20 protein-coding genes are annotated in these 23,474 nt (G+C 61.5%); 6 read left to right on the top strand and 14 right to left on the bottom strand.

Annotated elements, in window-relative coordinates; translation table 11 throughout:
* Nucleotides 1–3 precede the first annotated feature (3 nt).
* The 3 genes from J5M67_RS24950 to J5M67_RS24940 all read right to left on the bottom strand — a co-directional run bounded on the left by J5M67_RS24950 (nucleotide 4) and on the right by J5M67_RS24940 (nucleotide 3,851).
* On the bottom strand, nucleotides 4–1,287 hold the full coding sequence (locus J5M67_RS24950; RefSeq protein WP_015478666.1) for an acyl-CoA dehydrogenase family protein: 1,284 nt from the start codon (nucleotides 1,285–1,287) through the stop codon (nucleotides 4–6).
* 402 nt (nucleotides 1,288–1,689) lie between these two features.
* The gene (locus J5M67_RS24945; protein WP_207888107.1) at nucleotides 1,690–2,550 is read right to left on the bottom strand and encodes a phytanoyl-CoA dioxygenase family protein; all 861 of its coding nucleotides are present in this window, start codon (nucleotides 2,548–2,550) and stop codon (nucleotides 1,690–1,692) included.
* Nucleotides 2,551–2,801: 251 nt separating this feature from the next.
* Nucleotides 2,802–3,851: an AraC family transcriptional regulator gene (locus J5M67_RS24940; protein WP_207888106.1), complete on the bottom strand. Its 1,050-nt coding sequence runs from the start codon at nucleotides 3,849–3,851 to the stop codon at nucleotides 2,802–2,804.
* A gap of 101 nt (nucleotides 3,852–3,952) precedes the next feature.
* On the opposite strand from J5M67_RS24940, the gene J5M67_RS24935 reads away from it, so the two are divergent.
* Nucleotides 3,953–5,137 carry an acetyl-CoA C-acyltransferase family protein gene (locus tag J5M67_RS24935; RefSeq protein WP_207888105.1) on the top strand — a complete coding sequence of 395 codons (1,185 nt, stop codon included), beginning with the start codon at nucleotides 3,953–3,955 and terminating at the stop codon, nucleotides 5,135–5,137.
* An 81-nt stretch (nucleotides 5,138–5,218) separates the two neighbouring features.
* Complete coding sequence (locus J5M67_RS24930) at nucleotides 5,219–5,809, top strand: TetR/AcrR family transcriptional regulator (protein ID WP_207888104.1); 591 nt, start codon at nucleotides 5,219–5,221, stop codon at nucleotides 5,807–5,809.
* Nucleotides 5,810–5,834: 25 nt separating this feature from the next.
* Here J5M67_RS24930 and J5M67_RS29795 read toward each other — a convergent pair whose 3' ends face one another.
* The 5 genes from J5M67_RS29795 to J5M67_RS24905 all read right to left on the bottom strand — a co-directional run bounded on the left by J5M67_RS29795 (nucleotide 5,835) and on the right by J5M67_RS24905 (nucleotide 13,451).
* Nucleotides 5,835–6,815: a methyl-accepting chemotaxis protein gene (locus tag J5M67_RS29795; RefSeq protein ID WP_207888103.1), complete on the bottom strand. Its 981-nt coding sequence runs from the start codon at nucleotides 6,813–6,815 to the stop codon at nucleotides 5,835–5,837.
* A gap of 151 nt (nucleotides 6,816–6,966) precedes the next feature.
* Nucleotides 6,967–7,926 (bottom strand): YCF48-related protein, encoded by a 960-nt coding sequence (locus tag J5M67_RS24920; protein ID WP_207888102.1) that lies wholly within the window; start codon nucleotides 7,924–7,926, stop codon nucleotides 6,967–6,969.
* 10 nt (nucleotides 7,927–7,936) lie between these two features.
* On the bottom strand, nucleotides 7,937–10,303 hold the full coding sequence (locus J5M67_RS24915) for an RND family transporter (RefSeq protein WP_207888101.1): 2,367 nt from the start codon (nucleotides 10,301–10,303) through the stop codon (nucleotides 7,937–7,939).
* A gap of 50 nt (nucleotides 10,304–10,353) precedes the next feature.
* Nucleotides 10,354–11,997, bottom strand: coding sequence for a DUF1302 domain-containing protein (locus J5M67_RS24910; protein ID WP_306432302.1), 1,644 nt, complete (start codon nucleotides 11,995–11,997; stop codon nucleotides 10,354–10,356).
* 29 nt (nucleotides 11,998–12,026) lie between these two features.
* The gene (locus tag J5M67_RS24905) at nucleotides 12,027–13,451 is read right to left on the bottom strand and encodes a DUF1329 domain-containing protein (protein WP_207888100.1); all 1,425 of its coding nucleotides are present in this window, start codon (nucleotides 13,449–13,451) and stop codon (nucleotides 12,027–12,029) included.
* Nucleotides 13,452–13,902: 451 nt separating this feature from the next.
* Here J5M67_RS24905 and J5M67_RS24900 point away from each other — a divergent pair, with 451 nt between their 5' ends.
* Nucleotides 13,903–14,520 (top strand): TetR/AcrR family transcriptional regulator, encoded by a 618-nt coding sequence (locus J5M67_RS24900; protein ID WP_207888099.1) that lies wholly within the window; start codon nucleotides 13,903–13,905, stop codon nucleotides 14,518–14,520.
* A gap of 79 nt (nucleotides 14,521–14,599) precedes the next feature.
* Here the strand turns inward: J5M67_RS24900 and J5M67_RS24895 are convergent, their stop codons facing one another.
* The 4 genes from J5M67_RS24895 to J5M67_RS24880 all read right to left on the bottom strand — a co-directional run bounded on the left by J5M67_RS24895 (nucleotide 14,600) and on the right by J5M67_RS24880 (nucleotide 19,039).
* The gene (locus tag J5M67_RS24895) at nucleotides 14,600–15,670 is read right to left on the bottom strand and encodes a phosphotransferase family protein (RefSeq protein ID WP_207888098.1); all 1,071 of its coding nucleotides are present in this window, start codon (nucleotides 15,668–15,670) and stop codon (nucleotides 14,600–14,602) included.
* Nucleotides 15,671–15,704: 34 nt separating this feature from the next.
* Nucleotides 15,705–16,487, bottom strand: coding sequence for an SDR family NAD(P)-dependent oxidoreductase (locus J5M67_RS24890; protein ID WP_207888097.1), 783 nt, complete (start codon nucleotides 16,485–16,487; stop codon nucleotides 15,705–15,707).
* A gap of 163 nt (nucleotides 16,488–16,650) precedes the next feature.
* Entirely contained in the window at nucleotides 16,651–18,762 is a 2,112-nt protein-coding gene (locus J5M67_RS24885; protein WP_207888096.1) for a 3-hydroxyacyl-CoA dehydrogenase NAD-binding domain-containing protein, read from the bottom strand.
* Between the two features lie 130 nt (nucleotides 18,763–18,892).
* Nucleotides 18,893–19,039 (bottom strand): hypothetical protein, encoded by a 147-nt coding sequence (locus J5M67_RS24880; protein WP_207888095.1) that lies wholly within the window; start codon nucleotides 19,037–19,039, stop codon nucleotides 18,893–18,895.
* Between the two features lie 183 nt (nucleotides 19,040–19,222).
* On the opposite strand from J5M67_RS24880, the gene J5M67_RS24875 reads away from it, so the two are divergent.
* Nucleotides 19,223–20,293: an AraC family transcriptional regulator gene (locus J5M67_RS24875; protein WP_207888094.1), complete on the top strand. Its 1,071-nt coding sequence runs from the start codon at nucleotides 19,223–19,225 to the stop codon at nucleotides 20,291–20,293.
* The gene (locus J5M67_RS24870) at nucleotides 20,290–21,336 is read left to right on the top strand and encodes an AraC family transcriptional regulator (RefSeq protein ID WP_207888093.1); all 1,047 of its coding nucleotides are present in this window, start codon (nucleotides 20,290–20,292) and stop codon (nucleotides 21,334–21,336) included. Before J5M67_RS24875 ends, J5M67_RS24870 begins: the two co-directional genes overlap by 4 nt.
* Nucleotides 21,337–21,407: 71 nt before the next feature.
* On the opposite strand, the gene J5M67_RS24865 is transcribed toward J5M67_RS24870, so the two are convergent.
* The gene (locus J5M67_RS24865; RefSeq protein ID WP_207888092.1) at nucleotides 21,408–21,722 is read right to left on the bottom strand and encodes a LysR family transcriptional regulator; all 315 of its coding nucleotides are present in this window, start codon (nucleotides 21,720–21,722) and stop codon (nucleotides 21,408–21,410) included.
* Nucleotides 21,712–22,020, bottom strand: a complete 309-nt coding sequence (locus J5M67_RS24860; protein ID WP_207888091.1) for a putative quinol monooxygenase — start codon at nucleotides 22,018–22,020, stop codon at nucleotides 21,712–21,714. Before J5M67_RS24860 ends, J5M67_RS24865 begins: the two co-directional genes overlap by 11 nt.
* A 590-nt stretch (nucleotides 22,021–22,610) precedes the next feature.
* Between J5M67_RS24860 and J5M67_RS24855 the strand changes: the two genes are divergently transcribed.
* A partial coding sequence (locus J5M67_RS24855; RefSeq protein WP_207888090.1) for an acyl-CoA dehydrogenase family protein occupies nucleotides 22,611–23,474 on the top strand: 864 nt, incomplete at its 3' end.

Raw genomic sequence — 23,474 nt, 5'->3', positions numbered from 1 at the left:
AGATCAGGCCTGGGACCAGCCTTCGGCATAGAGCTGCTGGGCAAGCAGCCCCAGGCGCATGGTCAGGATGCGGTTCTCACCGTCTTCGATGAGCGCCGACTGGGTGTCGCGCAGCAGCTTCTCGATCGGGTACTCGAGGGTGGTGCCGTTGCCGCCGAAGAGGCGGAACGCTTCCTCCACTACCGCCAGCGTCTCTTCGGTCACGGTGACCTTGGCAGAGGCAGTGGCATAGGGATGGGTCAGCGGCGAGAGACGAGCAAAGCTCAGTGAGCGACGAGCAACCGCACGGGCGGTTTCCACTCGACGGAGCATTTCGCCCAGGCGCAGTCGCGTCATCTGGTGGTCGATCAGCATGCGGCCGCCCTGGCGACGCTCATGGCAGTACTGCAGCGCCAGCTCGAATGCAGCCCGGGCAACGCCGGTGAAGACCTGGCTCATGTGGGTGCCGGCGTAGGACCAGGAAGAACTCACAGCGCCGTAGTAGCCATCTTTCTCGGCAATGGCGAAGCGTCGCGGGATACGCACGTCATCGAAGTAGATTTCGCCCTGGGGCAGCGAGCGCTGACCGATCTTCGCCAGCGGCTTGCCCTTGGAAACGCCCTTGATATCAAGCGGCACGATCACGGCGATGCCATTGGGCAGGCCATCGTCAGCGTAGAAACCGTCACCGTAGTCGGCGCACATCAGGCCGAAGGCGACCTGAGCCACCGCGCCGTTGGACACCCAGGCCGAGCTCTGGCCATTGATGATGATCTCGTCGCCGACGACCTTGGCGGTCAGGTTGCCAATGTTGGCAGGCGTGCCTGCGGGCCAGTCGCGCTTGATATCCAGCAGTTGGTTGTCGCTGCCGCGATCCGGCTGGGTGGCCATCCAGCACCCGATACGCCCTTGGCACAGCTCGACCAGCTCGGCGCTGCCGGCGGCGGCAGCCATCTGCAGCGGGAAGCCGGCGCAACCGAGCGATACGCCCAGGCCTGCATCGCCCCAACCCAGCTCCTCGCCAATCATGGACTCGATGCGTACCGCCATTTCCGGCGGCAGCTCGGCCAGCAGCGCAGGATCGAGCCCAAGCTTCGCGAACTCGCCAAATACCGAATAGAAGGGCGAGCCGGGAGCGATGACTTCTTCCGCGCTCATGCGATCCAGCTCGCGCCCGATCGGCCGCAGTACGTCTTTTGCGAAGCGATGCACCGAGGCCTGGATCGCGGCCTCTTCTTCAGACAGTGGGGTTTCGAATCCGCTCAGACCGACGGCAGGCAAGGTCAGGTTGGGCTTCAGAGAAATCATGGCGACACCTCCTGGGAAGGCACCTGCCAGGTCATCGGTTGGAGACCGGACAGGCAGTAGAGGCGACCGGCGAACGCGAACGTCGGTGAGCTGCTGCAGGGCATTGGGGCGGCAGTGAGATTCCCACTGCACATCGATCCAGCTGCGAGCTCTCGGCGCTCGTCCTCCTGGTCAGCCTGTTGTTGTTTGAGGTCAATCTAACAAGCCGTCTATTTTTACGCAACAAGTGTTATGTAAATATTTGACCGCCAGTCGCAACGAGAGTCGAAGGCGTCAGTCAGGCGCGCCAAATGCCAACCGGAAGCACTCGGCATGTTGATAGGTCAGAGAGGATCAAGCCCCCTTGAGGCTTGTCAGCGGCGCACTCGGAGCCTTCCCAGCTCTCGACTGAAAGTCCCCTTCTCAGCCGTTCGGAGTGTCAGCTGGCGCATTGCTGCGGCGCCACAGCGAGCCGCTCCGCGGGCCCCGATGGCGGAAGGGTTGGAACCCTGTCATCTGCCTCAGGCGAGGGGACATGTCACGGACAATTTCGGCGGGTATCTGGAGTGGGTGGGCATCCAGGGGCACCAGCGACGCAATGTTGAACAACGCTACGGCAAGCCTCTGCCTATCAGCCTGGGAGACATTTGCACCCATGCCATGCACAAGCTTGCCGCTGCAGAAAAGAACAGCCCCGGCCTTCAGAGGCACGGGTATCGTCGACTCCGGCAGATAGGGCTCGCAGAAATCCCACTCATGACTACCCGGAATCAGCCGAACAGCGCCGGAGTCTTGAGTCGAGTCGCCCAGCGCGACGTACATACTGCACGTCACCTCCTCCACGCCCGGACCGTATGGAAGAAGAATCGGGTAGTGATACAGGCTGCGTCCCAGCGGCAAAGCCTCATCACCGGGACGGTTCTCCAATGCCTCGGAGCAGCTCAGCCACATGGCATCGCTGCTCCCGCCTAGAAGAGCCAGGACCAGTGCATTGATGTTGTCCTGATCCAGGAAGGCATCTCGGAAGGTCTTGCTCAGCGTCACCAGGTTCGCCACGTGAACCGAGCATCGGCCAGGCTCGTGACCACCCAAGCCTCGCGCAAGATCAGCCGCAACGGCTGCATCGATTTCCACATTGATGGCGGCGACCTGCTTCTCACTGAGCACTCCTTCGAGAATCACCGCCCCGTCCTTCTGGACGATGTCGATCACATCGTCGACCGACGTGTTGCCAGGCACCGTCTGCAGCCCCCGCACGACGGTGTTTCCCTCAGGGTAATCCATTGCTTGCTCCTCGCTCGCGGGTGCACTGAATGCGGGGGCCGCCTGGTATCGACACGAGGAAAAGCAACGCCTGGCACGAATACGCAATACCCGTGCACGCCGCTGCTTCAGCGCCCCGGTAGGAAATCTAGCAATGCGGAATATTTTTAACAACGACAGTTATTTTAATATATTCAGGACAAGGGGGGACCGCCGCTCACGACACCATCACCGACCGGCCCTGATTCACGGAGCGGAAGAAAATTGGAAACTCAGTCTCCGTGACCAGTGCGGGCGGCCCGGTAACGCCCGGGACTCATGCCAGTCCACTGCCGGAAGACACGATGGAAGGCACTGGGCTCCTGAAAGCCGCAACGAATGGCGATTTCCGTGATACTCAGCTCGGTATCATCAAGAAGTTCGAAGGCAAGGGCCTTGCGCACCTCGTGCTTGAGCAACTGGTAAGAAAAACCTTCACGCTCGAGCTGACGACGGAAAGCAGAATCCGTCATCGACAGGCTACGCGCCATGTCTGTCAGCGACAGCCAATCCTGCTCACTTCCGGCCTTCAGGCGTCGATAGACCTTGGCGGACAGACCACTGCGATTGCGGAATCGAACAACCACGCCTTCCGGTGCATGACGCAGGAACTGCTTGAGCCCGGCAAAGTTGCGCACCACCGGCAGGGCGAGTTGCGAGGCGTCGAACTCCACTTCGGTGTGCGTGGCGTCAAATTGAATCCAGTGCCCCCATAGCAGCGGGTCCGTTCTGTGGGGCGGGCGGGAATGGCCGAACTGGGTTCGCTCCAGGTTGATCCGCCTTCCCACCAGCCAGCAGGCAACGCCCATGACCATGCTGAGGTATACCTCCTCGGCGACGCCCCGGATGGAGCTCTCATCGATCCGGTTGTCGAGCACGATCACCGCGCGATCGCCGCGTATCTCCAGCCGCGCCCGGATATCCGCGAGGAACAGGCCGAGGCCCGACAGGCACTGATTCAGCGCACGCCCAAGGTCGGGCTCATGCAGCGCGCTTCGGCAGATCATGGCGAAACTGCCGCGCGGCATGCCGCGTGAATCGAAGGCGAAAAACTCGTCGCCGAGCTCCTCGGTGAGCGACAGCCACAAGCGTGTTACCGCATCGGCGGGCACACCATGCAGAGGGTCGAGCAGCCAGGACGGATCGATCCCCGCTGCATCCAGCAGTTCCTTTACCCGCTGTGGGCGAGAGGCCAGACGGTGCAGGGCAGTCGTCACGAAATACGCGGCGACCGAGTCGCTCTGGCGAAGTGCTCCGGACTCGGTGTCACTCTTGTCGATCATCTGCAGTATCCATTTTCGTCAACGGCGGCTGCGCGATTCAGGCATAGGTGGTTGCTTACCCGCGCCCTAGACTCCCGGCCATACAGCCAGGAGCCACAACCATGAACAAACCTGAAGTCTTCGTCGTCAGCGCGGTCCGCACCGCCATCGGAACCTTCGGCGGCACGCTGAAGGACACGCCCCCCGCCCAACTGGCCACGCTGGTCACACAGGAGGCCCTGTCGCGCGCCAACTGCGATCCGCAAAGCGTGAACCATGTGGTATTCGGCCATGTCATTCCCACCACTCCCAAGGATGCCTACATCAGCCGGGTGGCGGCGCTTCAGGCAGGCATTCCCAAGGAGGCCCCGGCCTTCACCGTCAACCGTCTGTGCGGCTCCGGCCTGCAAGCCATTGTCAGCGCAGCCCAAGGCCTGCTTCTGGACGACTCCCGTGTTGCCATCGCCGGCGGTGCCGAATGCATGAGCCAGGCCGGCTATCTGGTACCCAGCGCTCGCTGGGGCGCACGCATGGGTGATGTGAAGATGCTCGACTACATGCTCGGTGCGCTGCAAGACCCGCTGCATGGCATCCACATGGGCATTACAGCAGAGAACATCGCCAAGCTGCACAGCATCAGCCGCGAAGACCAGGACGCCCTCGCCCTGCTGAGCCAGCAGCGCGCAGCCCGCGCCATCGCCGAAGGGCGCTTCGCCGGCCAGATCGTTCCCGTGCAGATCAAGACCCGCAAGGGTGTCTCGGCATTCGAAGTGGATGAGCATGTCCGTGCCGATGCGAGCCTTGAGCAACTGGCCAAGATGAAGCCCGCCTTCACTGAAGGTGGCTCCGTCACCGCGGGCAACGCCTCCGGCCTGAACGACGGCGCAGCGGCCCTGCTCCTCGCCAGCGGCGATGCAGTGAAGAGCGACAACCTGCAACCCATGGCACGTATTGTCGCTTACGCTCACGCGGGCGTTGATCCGACCGTCATGGGCCTCGGCCCGATCCCCGCCACCCGCCTGGCGTTGCAACGCGCGGGCCTGAACGTGAGTGACCTCGACGTCATCGAATCCAACGAGGCCTTCGCGGCACAGGCGTGTGCCGTGTCGCGCGAGCTGGGCTTCGATCCGGAGAAGGTCAATCCGAACGGGTCGGGCATTTCCCTGGGGCATCCGATCGGTGCTTCCGGCGCCATCATCGCCACCAAGGCGATCCACGAACTCCACCGCATCAAGGGGCGCTACGCGTTGGCGACCATGTGCATCGGTGGCGGGCAAGGTATTGCTGTCATCTTCGAGCGCGTCTGACCGGTCTGGCGCTCTTGAAGCCGTTCTCCCCTGCAGCGGCGAATGCCGCTGCAGGGTGTCCCAAACGCACAGGTACGAACCATGAATACAGCCAAGTGCTTGCTGCCCTCCTCCAGCTCCCGCTTCGAACGCAATCGTCCCAAGGCGCTCGATCTCTTCGCTGAGCGCGGCTTCGCCCAGGTCAGCCTGCGTGAACTGGCACGACACCTTGAGCTGACCGCCGGCTCGCTTTACACCCATTGCGCCAGCAAGGAAGAGCTGCTGTTGGAGTTCATCGAGGAGCACTACCTGGCCCTCCTGTCTCTGTTCGACCGGCGCCACCGCCGGGAGTGTCCCAAGGCCACCCTGGAAGTCGTCGTTCTGGGACTGGTCTCGCGGCACGCCGCCTACCCCCAGTACTTCCAACTGGCAACACGCGATATCGGCTACCTGGAGTCCGAGCAACGGCAGTACATCGAACTGCTTCGTCATCAGTTGGAACAAAAACTGGCGGCCGCTCTGGTCGCAGCGGGATACCTGAATACTTCGTCCAACGGCATCCCGATGCTGGAGCTCTTCGAGCACCTGCCCATCTGGCTGTCCCGTTATCCGCTGGATCGTGAGCAACAGGCCGCGCGACTCATGCAAGTACTGACCGCCCCCCTCGCGCGCAAGGCGGGGATCAGCCGCTGATCCCCGCTTCTTCAACCACCATCCCTCAGCCGGTCCTGGAGGACAGCATTTCCTGGATCCGCTGGGTGGCGTCGCGTGTTCTGCCTGCCAGCTTCTTGACCTCATCCGCCACCACGGAAAATCCTCTGCCGACCTCGCCTGCCCGCGCGGCTTCGATTGCCGCGTTCAATGCCAGCATATTCGTCTGATCGGCAATGGCCTTGATCACGCCCACCACCTGGGCGATCTGTTCGTACGTTGACTGAATGCTGGCGAGTTCCCTTGCATGCAGGGCCGCGGCGAGTTTCTCGTCCGAAATGTCGCGGACGGCGCCCAGCAGGCAGCAGAGCTTTCCGCTCGCATCCTTCATGCCCTGCCCGCGCTCGCGGAACCACACCTCGCCCCTGGACTTGTGTTTCATCCGGTACTCGACGACATAGGGCGTGCTGAAGTCGTCCCGCAGGACGTAATCCGTGACCACCTTGACGATCTGCTGCAGGTCCTCCGGATTGACGATGGAAAAGTAGCTGTCCCAGGAATCGGGAAGGTCCTGCTGCGAATAGCCGATAAGGTCGCGAAATTGCCTTGACCAACTTAGCTGGTTGGCAGGGTTCTCCGGATCTCCGTCAATCACGCTGAGTTTCCAGCAGCCCTCGGTGAGAACCTGCTGGGTGAGGTCCCAGACCTTTTCCCTGGCATGGTGATCGGCGAGCTCACCTTGCAGGTCAGCCAGCTGCGAGGCGCTCTTGTCAGCCTCTCTGCGTAGCGCCAGCAGTTCGGATTGGCTCTGCTGCAACCGTTGCTCCAGCTCTCGGCGAGACGCTCGTTCAGCATCCAGTTCGCCCTGCTCGAAGGTTGCCTTCAACGGCAGAGCGAGCCGGTTTTCCAGGGCGCCCAATATTCCGCCAAGGGCGGGATGGCGGTCAGCCAGGCGCGTCCGATCTTTCTCTGCCGGCTGGCCGGCGAGCAGCGACTGAATCAGGGTGCCAACGTCATCGGCCAGTGCATCCAGCTTTCGTCCGAACAATCTACGCCTCCACTCCACGAGTCTTGCCCGCTGGCACGCGTGCTTGCCGGGCCCGCCGGGTAATGTCTCGACTTCATCGAAAATAAAAAAAGGGGCCGAAGCCCCTAAAAGGGAGCAATCCTTGGAGGCCACTGAGGACCTCGCGATGTCGTCAGGGCACAGGCACTACGCCACGCTGGGAAAACAGCGCAACGCTGCCGTCAGGCTCCAGCACCGCCGTGGTCAGCGGCGCGCCGTCGGCGGCCTTCTGCTCCTGGAAGCTATGTCCGCCATCGCTGCTACGCACCAGAAGACCATCCAGCCCCACGGCCAGCACCTGTTGGCCAGACACTACAACCCTGGTGACCGAGCCCTTGCTCTGCACCGGAATGCGCTGCCAGTCCTGTCCAAGGGCGGAGCCCTGCATCAGGGTTCCGCGCTGTCCGCCAACCAGCAGTCTGCCATCGGCCAGCACCGCTCCCGACCAGAGCGTGCCGCTATAGCCGGTATCGATGTATCGCCAGGTCCTGCCGCGATCCTCCGAAGCCAGCAGCTGTCCGTGCTCGGCGGTCGCATAGAGGGTGCCCTTGCCGTCGCTGAAGAGCCCCATCAGGTTCAGGTCCGCACGCTTGGAGCCGGGCGGCGGAGCGAGCTTCTGCTCGCTCCAGGTCTTGCCGCCATCATCCGTGGTCAGCACCAGCGACCACAGCCCCACGGCCACCCCCTGCTGGGCGTTGAAGAAATGCACGGCAAACAGCGGCCGATCAACGTCGCTGGCCATGCGCTGGATCTGCCATGACTCTCCGCCATCAGAAGTGACGAGAATCGCCCCCCAATGGCCAACCGCCCAGCCATGATCGGCATCGACAAAGGACACCCCGGTCAGGGGCGTGGAGATGGGGACCGAACGCGCCTGGCGAAAGTTCTTGCCCTGGTCATCGGACAACAGCACTTCGCCGTGATCCCCCACAGCCACCAGGCGATTTTTCGCCCAGGTCGCGTCCAGCATGGCAGCAGCGGTGGCATAGCTCGCGGCTACCGCAGGCACCGGCTGCAGGTCTTCAGCCTGCGTGGCAGATATCGGTAGGAGTGCCCCAAACAGCACGCCGATGAATGCAATTTCGTAACGCATTGACCTCTCCTCAGTGCGCCAACGCGCCAACCATGCGCACGGGGCGCTTGCGCGGGAACACCCGCTCCAGCCAGACGGCGAATGCCGGCAGGACGGTCATGGCCATGACCATGTTGACGATGAACATGAAGGCCAGGAGCTTGCCCATGTCGGCCTGGAACTTGAGTTGCGAGAACGACCAGGTGGCGACGCCGACGGCCAGGGTGATCGCGGTGAAGATGGTCGCTACCCCGACTTCCAGCAGTGCATGCTCCACCGCCTTGACGATCGGCTGACCATTGGCCTGGTGCATCTGCAAACGGTTGTAGATGTAGAAGGCGTAATCCACCCCGATGCCTACTGCGAGCACCATCACCGGCAAGGTCGCGATGGTGAGCCCGATCTGCAACTCCTCCATGAACCAATAACCGATGAAGGTGCCAATGGTCAGAGGCAGGCAGCAGACCAGGACAGCCCTCAGGTCGCGGTAAACGGCGAAGACCAGCAGCGCGATGGCGGCGTAGACGTACAGCAGCATCGGCGTTTCACTCTTCTCCACCTCTTCGTTGATGGCTGCGAGCAGGCCGGCGTTGCCGGATGCCAGGCGAATGGTGATGCCCGGCATCGGATTTTGCGTGCGGAACGCCTTGGCCGCCTCGACGACACGGTTGATGGTGGTGGCCTTGTGGTCGGCCAGGAACAGGTGTACGGCTGTCATGCTGCAGTCGGAGCGCATCAGGCCAGCGACCCTGGCGATCTCGGTCGCCATCGACGAGTAGTTGGCCGGATCGATGGGCACCGCATTCATCTTCGGATTGCCCTCGTTATAGCCCTCGTTGAACTGGCGCATGCTGTTGGAGAAGGAAGCCACCGACAGGACCCCGGGGACGCCCTGCATCGCCCAGACGAATCGATCCTGGTACTGACCCAGCGCCACATCTTCGCAGGCAGTGCCTCCGGCGCCCTCCTTCGGTTTGTCCTCGAACACCACCGAGAACCAGTCGAGGCCAATGTCGTAGTTGGACGCGATGGCGACCGCATCGCGATTGAAGCGGGCATCCGCGCGAAGCTCAGGGGCACCGGCCTGCAAGGTTCCCACCACGCGGTCGCGACTCTGCCAGACGGCGGCAGCGAAGACCGCGACGGCAAGGCAGAGCACCAGCTTCGCATTGCGCCATTCGGCTAGCCGGGCCAGGCCATGCAGCCAGCGCGCACGACGCTCACGCGAGAGTTCCTCGGCAGCGGCGTAGGTACCCTCGACACGCAGCATCGACGCCACCAGCGGCAGCATCACCAGGTTGGTGACGATCTTGAATCCCACGCCGAGCGAGGCGGTGATCGCCAGCTCCCGCACCATCGGGATGGGGATCAGCAACAAGGTGACGAAGGAGACGAACGCCGTCACCAGTGCCAGGGTCCCCGGAATCAGCAGGCCGCTGAAGCTGGAGCGCGCGGCCTGGTCGACAGACTTGCCGCAAGCGATCTCACGCACGATGAAGTTGATCTGCTGCACACCGTGGGAAACCCCGATGGCGAACACCAGGAATGGCACCAGCACGGCCAGTGGGTCCAGGCCATAGCCCAGCAGACGGAGACTGCCGAACTGCCAGATCAGCGAGGTGAGCGAGCAGCCCAGGGCCAGCAGGGTGAAGCGCACGGAATGGCAGTACCAGTAAACGGCAGCGGCCGTCAGCAACAGCGCCAGCAGGCAGAACTCCAGCACCGAGGAGGCACCCTTGGCGATGTCGCCGATCTGCTTGGCGAAGCCGATGATCTGGATTTCGAAGTTACCGTCCTCGAACTTCTCCCTCAGCTGCTTCTCCAGCACGTCGTTGTAGGCCACGTAATCCAGGCGCTGGCCCTTGGCGTCGTACTCCTCGAGATCGGCGGTGATCATCGCGCTGCTCTGGTCACGCGAGACCAGGGTGCCGATGAAGCCACCCTGGGTCGTCGAGTTGGCGATCTTGCCGATGGTCTTATCGTCGAGTCGCTCGGGCGTCACCGTCCCTGGAATCAACGGATCGGCGCGGAAGCCTTCCTCGGTGATCTCGTTGACAAAGGCATTGGGCGTCCACAGCGAACGTACGCTGCTTCGCGAAACGTTCGGCAGGAAGTTCACCGCCTGGGTCACGTCATACAGCCGCTGCAGCCCAGCCTTGTTCCATATCTCGCCCTTGCGGGCCTTGACCACCACAGTCAGGCGGTTGGCGCCCAACAGGTCGCCGCGATAGGTCTTGAAGGTCTCGATGTATTCGTGGCCGATGGGCAGCTGCTTCTCGAAGCCGGCGTCCATGCGCAACTGCACGGCGAACCAGCCCATGATCAAGGTGAACACTGCCAGGCACGCCAGCACCAGCCGGCGATGCCCGAACAGCCCGTTCTCGATGCGCGGGAGCATACGGCGCTCCCGCTGACCGGACAGATTTACGGATGCGTTCACATCAGACCTCACAGGGTGCGCGATACGACAAAGCCGACGTAGTCACGATCGCCCAGCAGTTGGTCGTAAGGCGTCGCGCCGCCCATGAACTTCGCGTAGTTGAACGACACCTGCCAGCTCGCAGGATTGCGCACGAAGTTCAGGTACAGGTTCATCGAGCTAGCACCGTCGGTCCAGGTCTGCGAGAGGTTCGGCGTGCGCCCGCCCAATCCGCGCGAATAGAAGACACCCGGGGTGACCTGCCAGCCCGGCAGCAAGGTGTTCTCGTAGGTCAGGCTGTAATCCAGGCTGATGCCGGAGGACGTCTTGTCACCCTTGGAGGTCGGTGCCACATTCGGGTCCTTGATCCAGCTGTAGGTACCCGGCGCAGTTGGCTCGCCGTCGTACTCGTCGTTCAGGCCCGGGTAGTGAACCACCACCAGCTCGCTCACCAGGGTGCCGGTACTGGCGCCGGTAAGCTCAAGCCAGCGCGACGAGTTCTGCGGGGTCTGGCTGTACAGTCCGGTCAGGTGCCACTGGAACTTCTTCTCGTCCTTCCAGCACTTGCCGCTGCTGCCCTGGCAATAATCGATGTAGGGGTTGAGGGTGACGGCATCTTTCGGACGATAGGAAAGCTCGGTGCCCACGGCCCAATCACCGACCGGCATGTTGGCACTGATGCCATAGAGCATGCGGTCCTCGGGGTATTGCCACTCCTGTAGCGCAGCACCGGTGTTCGGGTCGAACTGGAGGTCGAGGGCTGGCAACTTGTCGTGATAACGCATCACGTAGGCGCCCAGGTTCAGGTCGCTGTCACGCGGTTGCCAGTGCACGGCGATCCCCCACTGGCCGCTGTTGCGTGCGTTCTTGCTGTGCAGCCCGTAGGCCTGCATGCCGTCGCCCAGTCCGTTGGTGGTCGACCAGTAGCTTCCCACCGGTGGGACTTCGCTCTTGTTCCAGTCGAACTGGTAATAGGTCTCGACGTTGACACCGCCCCCCACGCCGGAGGCGAGGCTGAGCATGGGCGCGGGCAACACCGCTTCCTTGAGCTGAGTACCGGGGCGCATCAGTGCCGCGATGTCATAGGCGTTGGTGTTGTTGATCCCACCCAGGGTGAAGATGCTTTCGCCCCAGTTGATGACCTGATTGCCCAGGCGGGCACGCACACGCTGCTCGCCGACATCGAAGCTCTTGCTCACCCACAGATCGAGCAGACGCGCCTTGAAGCTGAGGTCGTCATGGGCATTATCGGTGAGGCCGTTCTTGTGCACGTCCGGCGGCGAGCCGTAGCTCAGAGCGCCCGTCGTGTCGGTCGCGGCAAAGTCGCGGATCCAGCTGCCACGCGCCATGAAGGTGTAGTCGTCGGGAAACTTCAGCAGGAGCTCGTGGGTGCCCTTGATGTAGTTGGTGAACAGATCGCCCTTGTCGTAGTTGAGGTCGCCCTGGTCGCCGAAACCGGCAGCCGGGGACTGGCAGCCGCTGGGCGGATGGTGCCCGGTAGCGCCAGCGGTGATCAGATCGCAGTCCTGTGATTCAGTACGGACAGCCATGCCGGCTGCGATGGTGGAGTCGAAGGACCCACGAACATTCTCCGTCTCGAAGGTGAACGCCATGGCCAGCGGAGCGCTGCACGCGAGGGCAAGCCCTGCGGATTTCGTAATTATTCTTTTCATGTTGGCTCTCGATCGACATCGACTACGGGTTAACGCTCGCTGATCGAGCGCAGGTTGTCGGAGGTGTAGAAGTCAGGCTTCAGGCGCGGATTGCCGGCGCTCTCGGTCAGCCAGCGATGGTCATCCTTACCCGCCCCGATGGAGGTCATGTCGTAGGCATAACGGCCATCGATCATGTTGAACTGCACAGAGGCCGCCATGTCGCAGCTGCCGGTCTCGTAGACCGGAATCGTGAAGCCTTCGCGGACTTTCCAGATCTGGCCCTGCTTGTCGTAGTCAACCGCCATCAGACCGTTCCAGCTGTCCTCATCGACGTAGAACAGGCGCTTGGGTTCCTGATGGCGCATGCCGTCGCGGACAGTTGCCTCAACCACCCACACGCGATGCAGCTCGTAGCGGCGGTATTCGGGGGCGATGGAATCGCGCTTGGCGACATCCTCGAGCTTGGCCGAGGTGTCATAGGCACCGAAGGCGTTGTAGGGAACCAGCATTTCCTTCTTGCCCAGCAGCTTCCAGTCGAAGCGATCGAGCGGACCGTAGAAGATGTTCGTTTCGTCCACGGTGTATTGGTTGTCCAGGCCGATCTGCGGGGCGTCGTAGGAGTACGCCGGCATGCGACGCACGCGGCGCTGACCAGGGAAGTAGTAGTAAGTGGTCGCTTCCTCGCCTGCCTTGCTGATGGACACCGCCGCTTGGCCGGCGAAGGAGGCGGGTTCGTTGTAGGCGAAGAAGGTGCCCACTTCGACTTGGCCGGTCGATGCGAAGGACGCACTCCCCTTGCCACCCCAAGGCATGAACATGAACATGTCGATCGAGGTGTGCAGCCAGTCCTCGCTGCCGCGGCGCGGCGAGATGCCGGCCGTGTCCTTGGGCATGGACAACCCCACGCCCCGGTAGCGCATCTTCATGTTCCACATGACTTCGGCACCAGTTGTCGGCATGGGGAACGGCACGCCCGGCAGGCTGGCTTCCTGGAGCACCAGACCGGAACCATCCAGCGTGGCGGACCCGACGTTCTTGCGCGTGTTCTGCTCGACGAAGTCCGGGGCACCGCAGCTTCGACGAGTCGGGTACACATCCATGCGATAGCCGGGAATCTTCTTGAACAACTCCAACTGCCCAGGGGAAAGCTTGCTCTCGTACTGGGAAACATTGCTCGCCGTGATGCTGTACAGCGGCTTGTCGCTCTTGAACTTCCAATGCTGGCCACGCACCTGGCCATAGCTCCAGTCACCACCCTGCGGCCCCGGCGGCGTCCAGGCGGGAATGCTGCCATCGGCGTTGGCCGCAACTTCGCCACCCAACGGGGTCAGCTTGGTGCCCAGCAACGCGGCGTCCTTGTCCGCAGCATGAACCGAACAGATGGCAGCCGAGGCCACCACTGCCGCGATCAGACTTCTGACTTCAATACCGCTCGATTTACCCGCAGTTGCACGCTGAAACACGCTTTTCATTGGAAAGTCCTCATGAGCCTCAACCGGTGGCGAGCACTTCCCGAGGGGACACATCGGACAGCGGCACGCACCTAATCAAACGACTTGATCACTTGACCAAGTCATATGACCAAAGCAAGCCATGTGCCAACCCCTTGAATTCTATATATCTCCTTTTATTTCAAAGTCTTAGATAAAAACAAAATCTTACTTCCGCTACCGTTACACCCAGGCTCGCACCACGATGCAACAGCTCTGCGCACCAACATGTGAATTAACGGAACACTTGTTACCGAAATAACTGCTAACAGATTGGCCCCCTCTTCTATCCCCGCGTTTGCGATGGGAGACGCGTGTCAGGGCGCTGTCTTTTGGCCCATGACGATTGCGACAGGCATGATGTAGCATCCGCCGCGTCGGAACCGTGAGCCGTAATGGACGGCATGGTCGACATCAAGGAGATTGCTTAGTTATGGCCAGAATGGGCGCGGATCTGCGCAGACAGGATTTCGTCGAAGCGACTGTGAAGGTGATTGCGGAGCACGGGGTCGCGAACGCTACAACCCGTCGAATCGCTGCTGCCGCAGGCTGCCCCCTCGCCTCGCTGCACTACTTGTTTCACACCAAGGAAGACCTGTTCTATGCAGTCTTCGAAGTGCTCTTCAGCCTTCCTCAGCAAGCCCTGGAACACGCCCCTATCGGCACCACGGAGGTAGAAGCAGCGGCAGGGTTGCTGCGCAATCTGGTCCACTGGTTCATCGCCCATCCGGATTCCGCAGCGGCGCAATACGATCTCTTCAACTGGGCGAATCGCAATGCCCCCGAGATGGCAGCAAAGATATATTCAGAGGCCCTCGAAGCCACGGAGAAAGCCATAACACGTTCTGATGGCGGAGCGGTCGATAAGGCGGACCTGGGCGCTGTCTGCAAATTGCTTGTCCAACTGCTCGACGGCCTGGTCATTGCCTGGACTGCCCATCGAAGCGATGACCGTCTGCGCGAGGAAACCGAGACAGCGTGCGAAGCACTGACCCTCTTTGTCAGCAGCAAGCTCACACGGAAAAAAACCGTCCGCCGTGCGGCCAACTAACGCAGCTTTCTTGCCAGGGCAAACCTGACGATAACGAGGGGACCTGTCGGTCCCCTTTGGGTTTTTGCTGCCAGCAAAACTACAACGGCGATCGCTCGATCACACCCAAGCTCACCTGCTCCAGCAGCCGGTTCATCTGGATGAATTGAGCGAAGCGCGGGTCCTGCGTCTGGCCGTGGAAGAAGCGGTAGTAGATCTGCTGAACGATGCCAGCGAGGCGGAACAGGCCGTAGGTGTAGTAGAAGTCCAGGTTTCTGATCGGCGGCAGACCAGCGCGTTTGGCATAGTAATCGGCGAAGGCCTGGCGGCTCAGCATGCCCGGCAGGTGGCTGGGCTGGCGGCGGATCAGCTGCATGGATTCAGGATCACCTGCCTCGATCCAGTAGGCCAACGTGTTGCCGAGGTCCATCAGCGGATCGCCCAGGGTGGTCAGCTCCCAGTCGAGCACACCGACGATCCGCATCGGGTCACTCGGGTCGAGGATGACATTGTCGAAGCGGTAGTCGTTGTGGACGATGGCAGGCTTGTGATGATCGGCCGGCATCTTCTCGCGAAGCCAGACTTTGACTTGCTCCCAGGCTGGCGCGTCAGGTGTCAGGGCTTTTTCGTAGCGATCGATCCAACCGCTGATCTGACGTTGCACATAGCCTTCAGGCTTACCAAGATCGCCCAGACCGCAGGCCTGGTAATCGACGTTGTGAAGCTCGACCAGACGGTCAATGAAGTTCCTGCACAACCTGTTGGTCTGCTGCTCGTCAAGGCTGAGCTCAGGAGGCAGTTCGGCGCGCAGGATGAGGCCCTTGACCCGCTCCATCACATAGAACTCGGCGCCGATCACCGACTCATCGGTACAGTGCAGGTAGGCTTCGGGGCAGTAGGGAAAACCCGCATTGAGCCGGTCGAGGATACGGAATTCGCGCCCCATATCGTGTGCCGACTTGACCTTGCGACCGAACGGCGGACGGCGCAGCACCAGCTCGTGACTGGGATACTCCAGCAGATAGGTCAGGTTCGAGGCGCCGCCGGGAAACTGGCTGATACGTGGAGTACCGGAAAGCCCCGAAATGCCCGCCTTGAGGTAGGGGTCGATGCGGGCGATGTCCAGTTCCTCGCCCTGGCGGGTCCCTACGGTTTGATCTGTCAGAGTCATGCTTTTCCCTTTGTGTTCATGGGTTCTCGCCAAATCACAGGCTGCTGAGCAAATGGCCGCCATCCACAGCCAGAACGCTGCCGGTCATGAAGGAGCCGGCTTCGCTGGCCAGCAGCAGGAACGGCCCTTCCAGTTCGCTCAACTCGCCCAGCCGGCGCATGGGAACCAACTGGCGGATGTAGTCCACGCCCTTCTCGCTGTCGAAGAACGCCTCGTTCATTTCGGTTCTGAAATAGCCGGGAGCGATGGCATTCACGCGAATCTGGAAGCGTGCGAGCTCCAGTGCCAGCGACTTGGTCAGCTGCACAACGCCAGCCTTGGCGGCGCAGTAGTGGCTGTACCCCGTCCCGACGCGCAATCCAAGAATCGACGCAACGTTGACGATACTGCCGCCCTTCCCTGCCTTCACCAGTCGCTGCGCGGCAACCTGGGCGACACGCCAGACGCCGTCGAGATTGGTGGACAGCATTGCACGCCAGTCTTCCTCGCTGATCTCCAACGGCCGCTTGCCATTGCCGATCCCCGCGTTGTTGAGCACCACATCGATGACGCCAAAATGCGCCTCCGCGGCATCGAAGACCGCTTCAACGCTGTCGCGGCTGGTGACGTCCATGGCCACCGCCAGTGCCTGGCCACCGTCCCACTCGATATCCATGGACAGCTGTTCAAGCCGCTCAACACGGCGCGCGGCCAGGACGACCCGAGCGCCGGCACGCGCGGCGACCTTTGCCAAGTGCGCACCGATTCCGCTAGAGGCGCCTGTGATCAGTACAGTGCGCCCGGCGAGGGAAAAACTCTGAATATTGCTCTCTTCCATTGACGTCTCTCGAAGGCTGAATGGACCGCCGCCACGAACAATAAGAGTCCCCGTGCGGCCTGGTCCTGGCTCTGCAGAAGGATTCCCTTTCGCTTCGGGAAAAGACCGGAACGAGGGATGCGTGGTCCCGCCGCCCGGCTCCCCCCGAAGCGCAAGGGAATGCTCAGAATCTCTCGATCCGGGTTTTGCCGGCGGCAACCAGGCGCTCCAGCAGCGGCGCGGGTTGGAACCACATTTCGCCGTAGGCGCCCAGCTCGCTGCGATAGCGCTGGATGCTCGCCAATACCCGCTCCAACCCAAGCTGCTCGGCGTAATGCATCGGCCCGCCAAGATGCGCGGGGAAGCCGTAGCCATTGATCCATACCAGATCGATGTCACTGGCCCGCAGGGCGATACCCTCGTCCAGCAACTGGATGCCTTCGTTGATCAGCATGAAGAGACAGCGATCATGAATCTCCTCATCGCTGACAGCACGACGCGAGATATTCAGCTCCTGGGACAGGCGCTCAGCCAAGGCAAGCACTTCGGGGTCCTCATGCCGCTCCCGTCCCTCGTAGCGATAGAACCCGCGACCGCTTTTCTGGCCATGGCGCTTCAACACCGTGAGCTCGTCGCCGATCCGGCAGTAGCTCTCGTCATGAGCGGTGGCGGCCTGATTGGCCTGGCGGATCAGGTAAAGCACGTCGACGCCGGCGAGGTCCTGCATGCTGAAAATCCCCATGTTCAGCCCCACCTCGGTCAACACCTTGTCCACCTGCGCGGGCGTGGCGCCCTCGAGAAGCAGACGTTGTGCCTCACGGGAATAAGGCTCAAGCATGCGGTTGCCGATGAAGCCGAAGCAGACACCGGAAACCACCGCCAGCTTGCCGATACGCTTGGCGATCGCCATGGTCGTGGCGAGCACATCGGGCGCAGTCGCCTTGCCACGCACCACCTCCAGCAGACGCATGACGTTCGCCGGACTGAAGAAGTGCAGACCGATCACGTCCTGCGGGCGGGAAACCGACATGGCAATCGCATCGACATCCAGCGAAGAGGTGTTCGTAGCCAGGATGGCGCCCGGCTTGCACACCTGATCCAGGGTGCGGAACACCTGCTCCTTGATCTCCATCTTCTCGAACACCGCCTCGATCACCAGATCGGCATCGGCCAGCTCGGCGTAATCGAGCGTGCCGTGCAGCAGCTCCATCCGTGCTTCGACCTGGTCGGCGCTCAGCTTCCCGCGTTTGACGCTGATCTCGTAGTTCTTGCGAATCATCGTCAGGCCGCGATCAAGCGCGGCGCCCTGCTGCTCCAACAGCATCACCGGGATACCGGCATTGACGAAATTCATTGCGATACCGCCGCCCATGGTGCCGGCACCAATAACGGCGACTTTACGGATGCTGCGTAGCGGAAGGTCAGGAGCTATGTTCGGAATACGGCCGGCCTCGCGTTCGGCAAAGAACACATGGCGTAGAGCCTGCGACTGCGAAGATGCTTCGGCCTGCTTGAACAGGCTCAGCTCGCGAGCAAGCCCTTCCCTGAGCGGAAGCAGGCAAGCTGCCTCCACTGCCGCCAGCACAAGGCGCGGAGCCAGGCGATTCTTCCAGAGCGATTCCTGACGCTCTCGGAAGGAAGCAAAGAAGCCGTCAGGCAGATCCTCGGCGGGCCTCGGACAATGCTCTGGCGGTAGTGCTGGAGCCGACATCGCGATCAATTCCCGGGCATAGGTTTCCGCCTCGTCGAGCAAATCTTCCGCTGCGCTTGCCAGGCGATCCAGGATCCCAAGCAGACGTGCGCGTTCCGCGTCGATCTGTTCGCCCGACAGAATCAGATTCAACGCTGATTCGGCGCCAATCAGCCGCGGGAGGCGCTGGGTGCCTCCGGCCCCCGGCAGCAATCCAAGATTGATTTCCGGCAGCCCGACGCGCGTACCCGGCTCACCGACCCGATAACCGCAGGCGAGCGCCAGCTCAAGCCCGCCGCCCAGGGCCAGCTTGCCGATGGCGGCGATCAGCGGCTTGTCGATCTCACTGATGCGCATCAGGGTGTCGGGCAGGCTCGGTTCTGCGAAGGCTGCATCGGTGCCGAACTCCGTGATATCCGCCCCTGCGCAGAACAAGCCATCTGCGCCATGGAGGATGATCGCCTTCACTTCGGCATCGGCGGCAGCACGCTCACAAGCCGAGAGAATGGCCGCGCGCAGACGTTGGCTGAGGGCGTTGACGGGGGCTCGGCAGAGGCCAACGAAGGCCACGCCGTCTTCGAGGCGGTACTGGATCAATTCGCTCATGGATAGAGGTCCTACTTATTGCGCTGGCAGGCTCAACCATTCGTAGCGCCCATGCAGATCATGGACGCTCTCGCTCAGAGGAATGGAAGCCGGCCCGGAATGCAGCTGATGACGATCGGATTTGACGCTTTCAGAAGCGGCCGAATATCTGGCCAATGCTCACAATCGGATGTCCCGTCGGCTGGTGGGCAACGACGAGCAGGATCGGCGATTGGATGGAGTGAATAGCGCCAGCGGCCAAGGCAACAGCCAGGCAGGCGAAAAGAACTCGACGCATTGACAACCTCCAGCATTCGCGAGGTGCGGATGCAGGTTTCTTGTTATTGGCAAAGTCGATTCTGCTGGGCGGGCAGTGGAAAAGCTTTGCAGATGACGCCACAAAAAAGACAATCCATGACAACATCACTCATCGGATTTCACCGGCAGAAAACACGGCTGCCGCCTCATTCAGGTACTGGCGATGACCTCCTTCGTGCGCGGTATTGCCCTTCTCGGGCTCGACCCATTCCTCACCGCTCAGGGACTCGACCCGCGCCTGATGCTGGAACTGGCCGGCCTCCCCATCGACGCCCAGGATGGCCTGATACCGGGCACCCGCTTCAATGCCTTGCTGGAGGTCTGCGCCGAGCGCTCCGGCAACCCGCTGTTCGGGCTGCAATACGGCCTTAGCCAGGGCGCCCAGGGACTGGGGGACCTGGCCTACGTGATACGCAGCACCGGCTCGGTCGGGGAGGCTCTCAACGCCTTGGTGCGATGCCTGCATACCCATAGCGATGGCGCCGAAATCCGTCTCGAAAATCGCGAGGGCGTCACTCACTTCCTCTACGACGTAACGGACGACGACATCACCTCGGCAAGGCAAACCGTCGAGTTGGCCATTGGCATGGGCGCGCGGATCATGCAGAGCCTGCTGGGCAACAGCTGGAAACCGGCCGGGCTGCTGTTACGTCATTCGGCTGGAGGACATTCAGGCACGTATCGGAGCCTGCTCGGGGTCACTCCACGATTCGATTGCCCGATGAACGCCTGGCTCTTCGACGCTTCGCTGCTGGAGGTCAAACTGGATGCCACGGACGAGCGCTTCCATCAATTGATGCAGCAGCACATCGATGAACTGTCGCGGATCACCTTGGCGGAAGTTCCGGCCTATGTGCAGAAGCTTCTGCGAAACCAGCTGCCTACAGGTCAACTGACCCTGGAGCGGATCGCCGAGCACATGCTGATCAGCCCGCGTACGCTACAACGCTATCTGCGGGCTGAAGGTACAGGTTTCCAGGAGCTACTCGATAAGACCCGCAAATCCATGGCGACGCGCTATCTCTGCGACTCATCCGTCAACCTGACTCGGCTTGCAGAGCTGCTTGGCTATGCAGACCTGAGTGCATTTTCCCGAGCATTTGACCGTTGGTATGGCGTCGGCCCACAGCAATGGCGACAACTGTATCGACAGGGCCGGCAGCCAATGGATCTCGGCGCGGACGATTCCCCTGCCACCGCTCGCCAGCCTAAATCGCCGGGCATCCAGTCATGAACCCCAACCCATTCATTCGCGCTATCGGCCTTACTGGCTTCGAAGAGTTTGCTAACGCCCAGGGCATCAGCGCGAAGGGATTGCTGCGCGACGTATCGCTCCCGGAAAGCCTCCTGAGTCGCCCGGAAGGAATCCTGTCCTACCGCCGCTACTGCGCCCTTCTCGAACTATGCCGACAACGTTCGGGGAACCCGCTGTTCGGCCTGGAATTTGGGCTGCACCAGGGCATAAACGTATTCGGTGAACTGCTCTTTCTCATCCGCAACTGCGAGACGGTAGGTGATGCGCTTTACGAACTGGGCAATTATTTCGCGCTGTACAACGGAGCAGCGGAAATTGTGCTGAGAGTGGATGGCGACCTTGTAACCCTCGACCATCACGTCAAGGAACGCCACATGCCTGGCCTGGATCAGGCTGAAGAGTTGGCCTGCGGGGTCGCGCTTGAGCTCATGCGCGCGTTGGTGGGCAAGGACTGGCTACCGCGAGCGGTGCTGCTCCGGCACTCCCCTCTCGGCGACCTTTCCAGCTATCTGCGGCAGCTTGATATCGCACCGACCTTCGATACCAACGTCACTGGCATTCAGTTTGATACTTCAGTGCTTTCCGTAGCACTGAATGCAGCCAACGAGCACCTCCATCACCTGCTCGCAGAACACATCCGCCGAATGGAACGTCTGGCTACCGGTGAACTACCCAATTACATCCGGCAGCTCTTGCGAGATTTACTACCTGGTGGGCAAGCCACGGTTGAGAAGGTTGCCGACTGCATGATCCTCACTCCACGAACGCTACAACGTCGCCTGGCCCAGGAAGGAATCACGTTCCAGCAGATACTCGACGATACACGACAGACAATGGCACGCAGCTACCTGGAGAACCCTATCCTGAGCGTGGCGCAGATCGCAGAGCTACTCGGGTATGCAGACTCGAGCGCCTTTTCCCGGGCCTTTCACCGCTGGTTCGGGACGACACCGCTTGAATGGCAGCGACAGCACTGCACAAAACGTCAGCCGCTTCTGCTGCAAAAGCGCAGGAAGAGTTAGCGGAATCTTCTGCGCAGGGCTCTTTCAAACCAACCGATTGGAGCCCGCGAGAGCTAGCACAGCTAACTGATTCATGCCCCGCCTGAATCGGGGCTGCTTGAGCGCAGATACTCAGGCGTCAGTACGCCCTGCAGGCTATGCATCGCAGGCTCCAGCAGTTCTGCCATCCGCGTCGCCAACGGCGTTGCCTCCAGGTACCGACAGCGTGGCAAAAATAGCGGGTCAGAAAATTTGCACCGCAGCTTTCGAAGCGAATTGCTGATTGCGGGCTGAGTGACGCTCAGCATTTGTGCGGCGCGAGAAACGCTCTTCTCCCGGTACACGACCATAAAGGTCACCAGCGAATTCAGATCAACCTCACGCAAGACCTGCTCATCAAAGCGCATCAGCCCCATCTCCATTGCGGGTGGAAAACTGCAAGGCTCTGCTGGACTTGGCGAGCAGCTGAATCAGGTCGGTCAAATCGCGACAGCCCAAATGACTCTCCATGTCCTCCTCACTGGACCACTGGCTCTTCAGTATCCAGAGGTCGGGCCGCTCATGGCTTCGAGTAAAGCGATACTCGAGGCACCCTCTTGCGGCGCGCAGTCGACTCAGGCGCGGACGGATGCCGCTTTCCAGAGGTAGAGCCTCAATCGATGAAATTTGGACTTCCAGGGTACCGACAACTTTCTTCTGCAACATGATCTCAGCCTCGAACGTGCGACCTCAATGAGCTCCGACACTGTTGAAACGCATCCTTTACGCGGACTCCCAGAGCCAGCCTGATGCTGGCGGAACCAGGGCAGAGCTATCCGACGGCACTCGTATCGTTTGCGACGCAGGCGTGTCGATCAGGATCTCACCGGCATTTCGGATTACCGGACCCAGTGAGAGAATGATCCACTTACGAACCATATGAGTCAATAGTGTCTCATAAAAGACTATTAAGGTCCGACCAGTGGCCCCCGCTGGAACTGTCTCACTGAGGCGACAAGCTCAACGGACTGGCTCAGCCAAGGCTGTAAATCGCTGGTGCTGAATGGACTGAGCGGCCCCGGCAGCCCCACACCGATGTTGCAGCACGCGCTCTGGGCTTCCGGTCCTGAGTTGCAAAAAGTGACATTCGATTGGGGCATTTTCGGCATAGGCCTCCAGCTGCCACCTCCCTAGACTTGACTTCACCCAAGCGCGCAAGGCTTCGCAGCGATCTGCGCGTGCACATGGTCTGTAGGTACGAGATTCAGTGAATAACGCGGGGCGCTTTTCGCGTCCCTCTGTACGAGTGGATAACAATGTCTGACTACAAAGCTCCCCTGCGTGACATGCAATTCGTCCTCAATGAGGTCTTCGAGGTTGCCAAGCTCTGGGCAGAACTGCCGGCGCTGGCCGAGACCGTCGACGCCGAGACCGCCAGCGCGATCCTCGAAGAGGCCGGCAAGGTCACCGGCGGCGTCATCGCCCCGCTGAACCGCAGCGGCGACGAGGAAGGCTGCAGCTGGAGCGCCGAGGGCGTGAAGACCCCGGCCGGCTTCCCCGAGGCCTACCGCACCTACGCCGAAGGCGGCTGGGTGGGCGTGGGCGGCGACCCGGCCTTCGGCGGTATGGGCATGCCGAAAGTGATCGGCGCCCAGGTCGAGGAAATGGTCAACTCGGCCAACCTGTCCTTCGGCCTCTACCCGATGCTGACCGCCGGCGCCTGCCTGTCGCTGAACGCGCACGCCAGCGAAGAACTCAAGGCCAAATACCTGCCGAACATGTATGCCGGCGTCTGGACCGGCTCCATGTGCCTGACCGAGCCGCACGCCGGCACCGACCTCGGCATGATCCGCACCAAGGCCGAGCCGCAGGCCGACGGCAGCTTCAAGATTTCCGGCACCAAGATCTTCATCACCGGCGGCGAGCACGACCTGGCCGAGAACATCATCCACCTGGTGCTGGCCAAGCTGCCCGACGCGCCGGCCGGCTCCAAGGGCATCTCGCTGTTCCTGGTGCCGAAGGTGATGGTCAATGACGACGGCTCCCTGGGCGGGCGCAACGCCGTGTCCTGCGGCTCCATCGAGCACAAGATGGGCATCAAGGGCTCCGCCACCTGCGTGATGAACTTCGACGGTGCCACCGGCTGGATCGTCGACGCGCCGAACAAGGGCCTGGCCGCC

Source organism: Pseudomonas sp. 30_B (assembly GCF_017491605.1).
Classification (GTDB): domain Bacteria; phylum Pseudomonadota; class Gammaproteobacteria; order Pseudomonadales; family Pseudomonadaceae; genus Pseudomonas.
Note: the sequence above shows the minus strand (reverse complement) of the source record. Positions and strands in the feature narration are given on the sequence as shown.

Excerpts from the sequence above, each read along its gene's own strand:
- J5M67_RS24885 (WP_207888096.1), bottom strand. The coding sequence starts at position 18,762 with ATGAGCGAATTGATCCAGTACCGCCTCGAAGACGGCGTGGCCTTCGTT.
- J5M67_RS24935 (WP_207888105.1), top strand. The coding sequence starts at position 3,953 with ATGAACAAACCTGAAGTCTTCGTCGTCAGCGCGGTCCGCACCGCCATC.
- J5M67_RS24910 (WP_306432302.1), bottom strand. The coding sequence starts at position 11,997 with ATGAAAAGAATAATTACGAAATCCGCAGGGCTTGCCCTCGCGTGCAGC.
- J5M67_RS24940 (WP_207888106.1), bottom strand. The coding sequence starts at position 3,851 with ATGATCGACAAGAGTGACACCGAGTCCGGAGCACTTCGCCAGAGCGAC.
- J5M67_RS24900 (WP_207888099.1), top strand. The coding sequence starts at position 13,903 with ATGGCCAGAATGGGCGCGGATCTGCGCAGACAGGATTTCGTCGAAGCG.
- J5M67_RS24860 (WP_207888091.1), bottom strand. The coding sequence starts at position 22,020 with ATGTTGCAGAAGAAAGTTGTCGGTACCCTGGAAGTCCAAATTTCATCG.
- J5M67_RS24870 (WP_207888093.1), top strand. The coding sequence starts at position 20,290 with ATGAACCCCAACCCATTCATTCGCGCTATCGGCCTTACTGGCTTCGAA.
- J5M67_RS24875 (WP_207888094.1), top strand. The coding sequence starts at position 19,223 with ATGACCTCCTTCGTGCGCGGTATTGCCCTTCTCGGGCTCGACCCATTC.
- J5M67_RS24890 (WP_207888097.1), bottom strand. The coding sequence starts at position 16,487 with ATGGAAGAGAGCAATATTCAGAGTTTTTCCCTCGCCGGGCGCACTGTA.
- J5M67_RS24930 (WP_207888104.1), top strand. The coding sequence starts at position 5,219 with ATGAATACAGCCAAGTGCTTGCTGCCCTCCTCCAGCTCCCGCTTCGAA.
- J5M67_RS24895 (WP_207888098.1), bottom strand. The coding sequence starts at position 15,670 with ATGACTCTGACAGATCAAACCGTAGGGACCCGCCAGGGCGAGGAACTG.
- J5M67_RS24915 (WP_207888101.1), bottom strand. The coding sequence starts at position 10,303 with ATGCTCCCGCGCATCGAGAACGGGCTGTTCGGGCATCGCCGGCTGGTG.
- J5M67_RS24920 (WP_207888102.1), bottom strand. The coding sequence starts at position 7,926 with ATGCGTTACGAAATTGCATTCATCGGCGTGCTGTTTGGGGCACTCCTA.
- J5M67_RS24945 (WP_207888107.1), bottom strand. The coding sequence starts at position 2,550 with ATGGATTACCCTGAGGGAAACACCGTCGTGCGGGGGCTGCAGACGGTG.
- J5M67_RS24950 (WP_015478666.1), bottom strand. The coding sequence starts at position 1,287 with ATGATTTCTCTGAAGCCCAACCTGACCTTGCCTGCCGTCGGTCTGAGC.
- J5M67_RS24905 (WP_207888100.1), bottom strand. The coding sequence starts at position 13,451 with ATGAAAAGCGTGTTTCAGCGTGCAACTGCGGGTAAATCGAGCGGTATT.
- J5M67_RS24865 (WP_207888092.1), bottom strand. The coding sequence starts at position 21,722 with ATGCGCTTTGATGAGCAGGTCTTGCGTGAGGTTGATCTGAATTCGCTG.
- J5M67_RS24880 (WP_207888095.1), bottom strand. The coding sequence starts at position 19,039 with ATGCGTCGAGTTCTTTTCGCCTGCCTGGCTGTTGCCTTGGCCGCTGGC.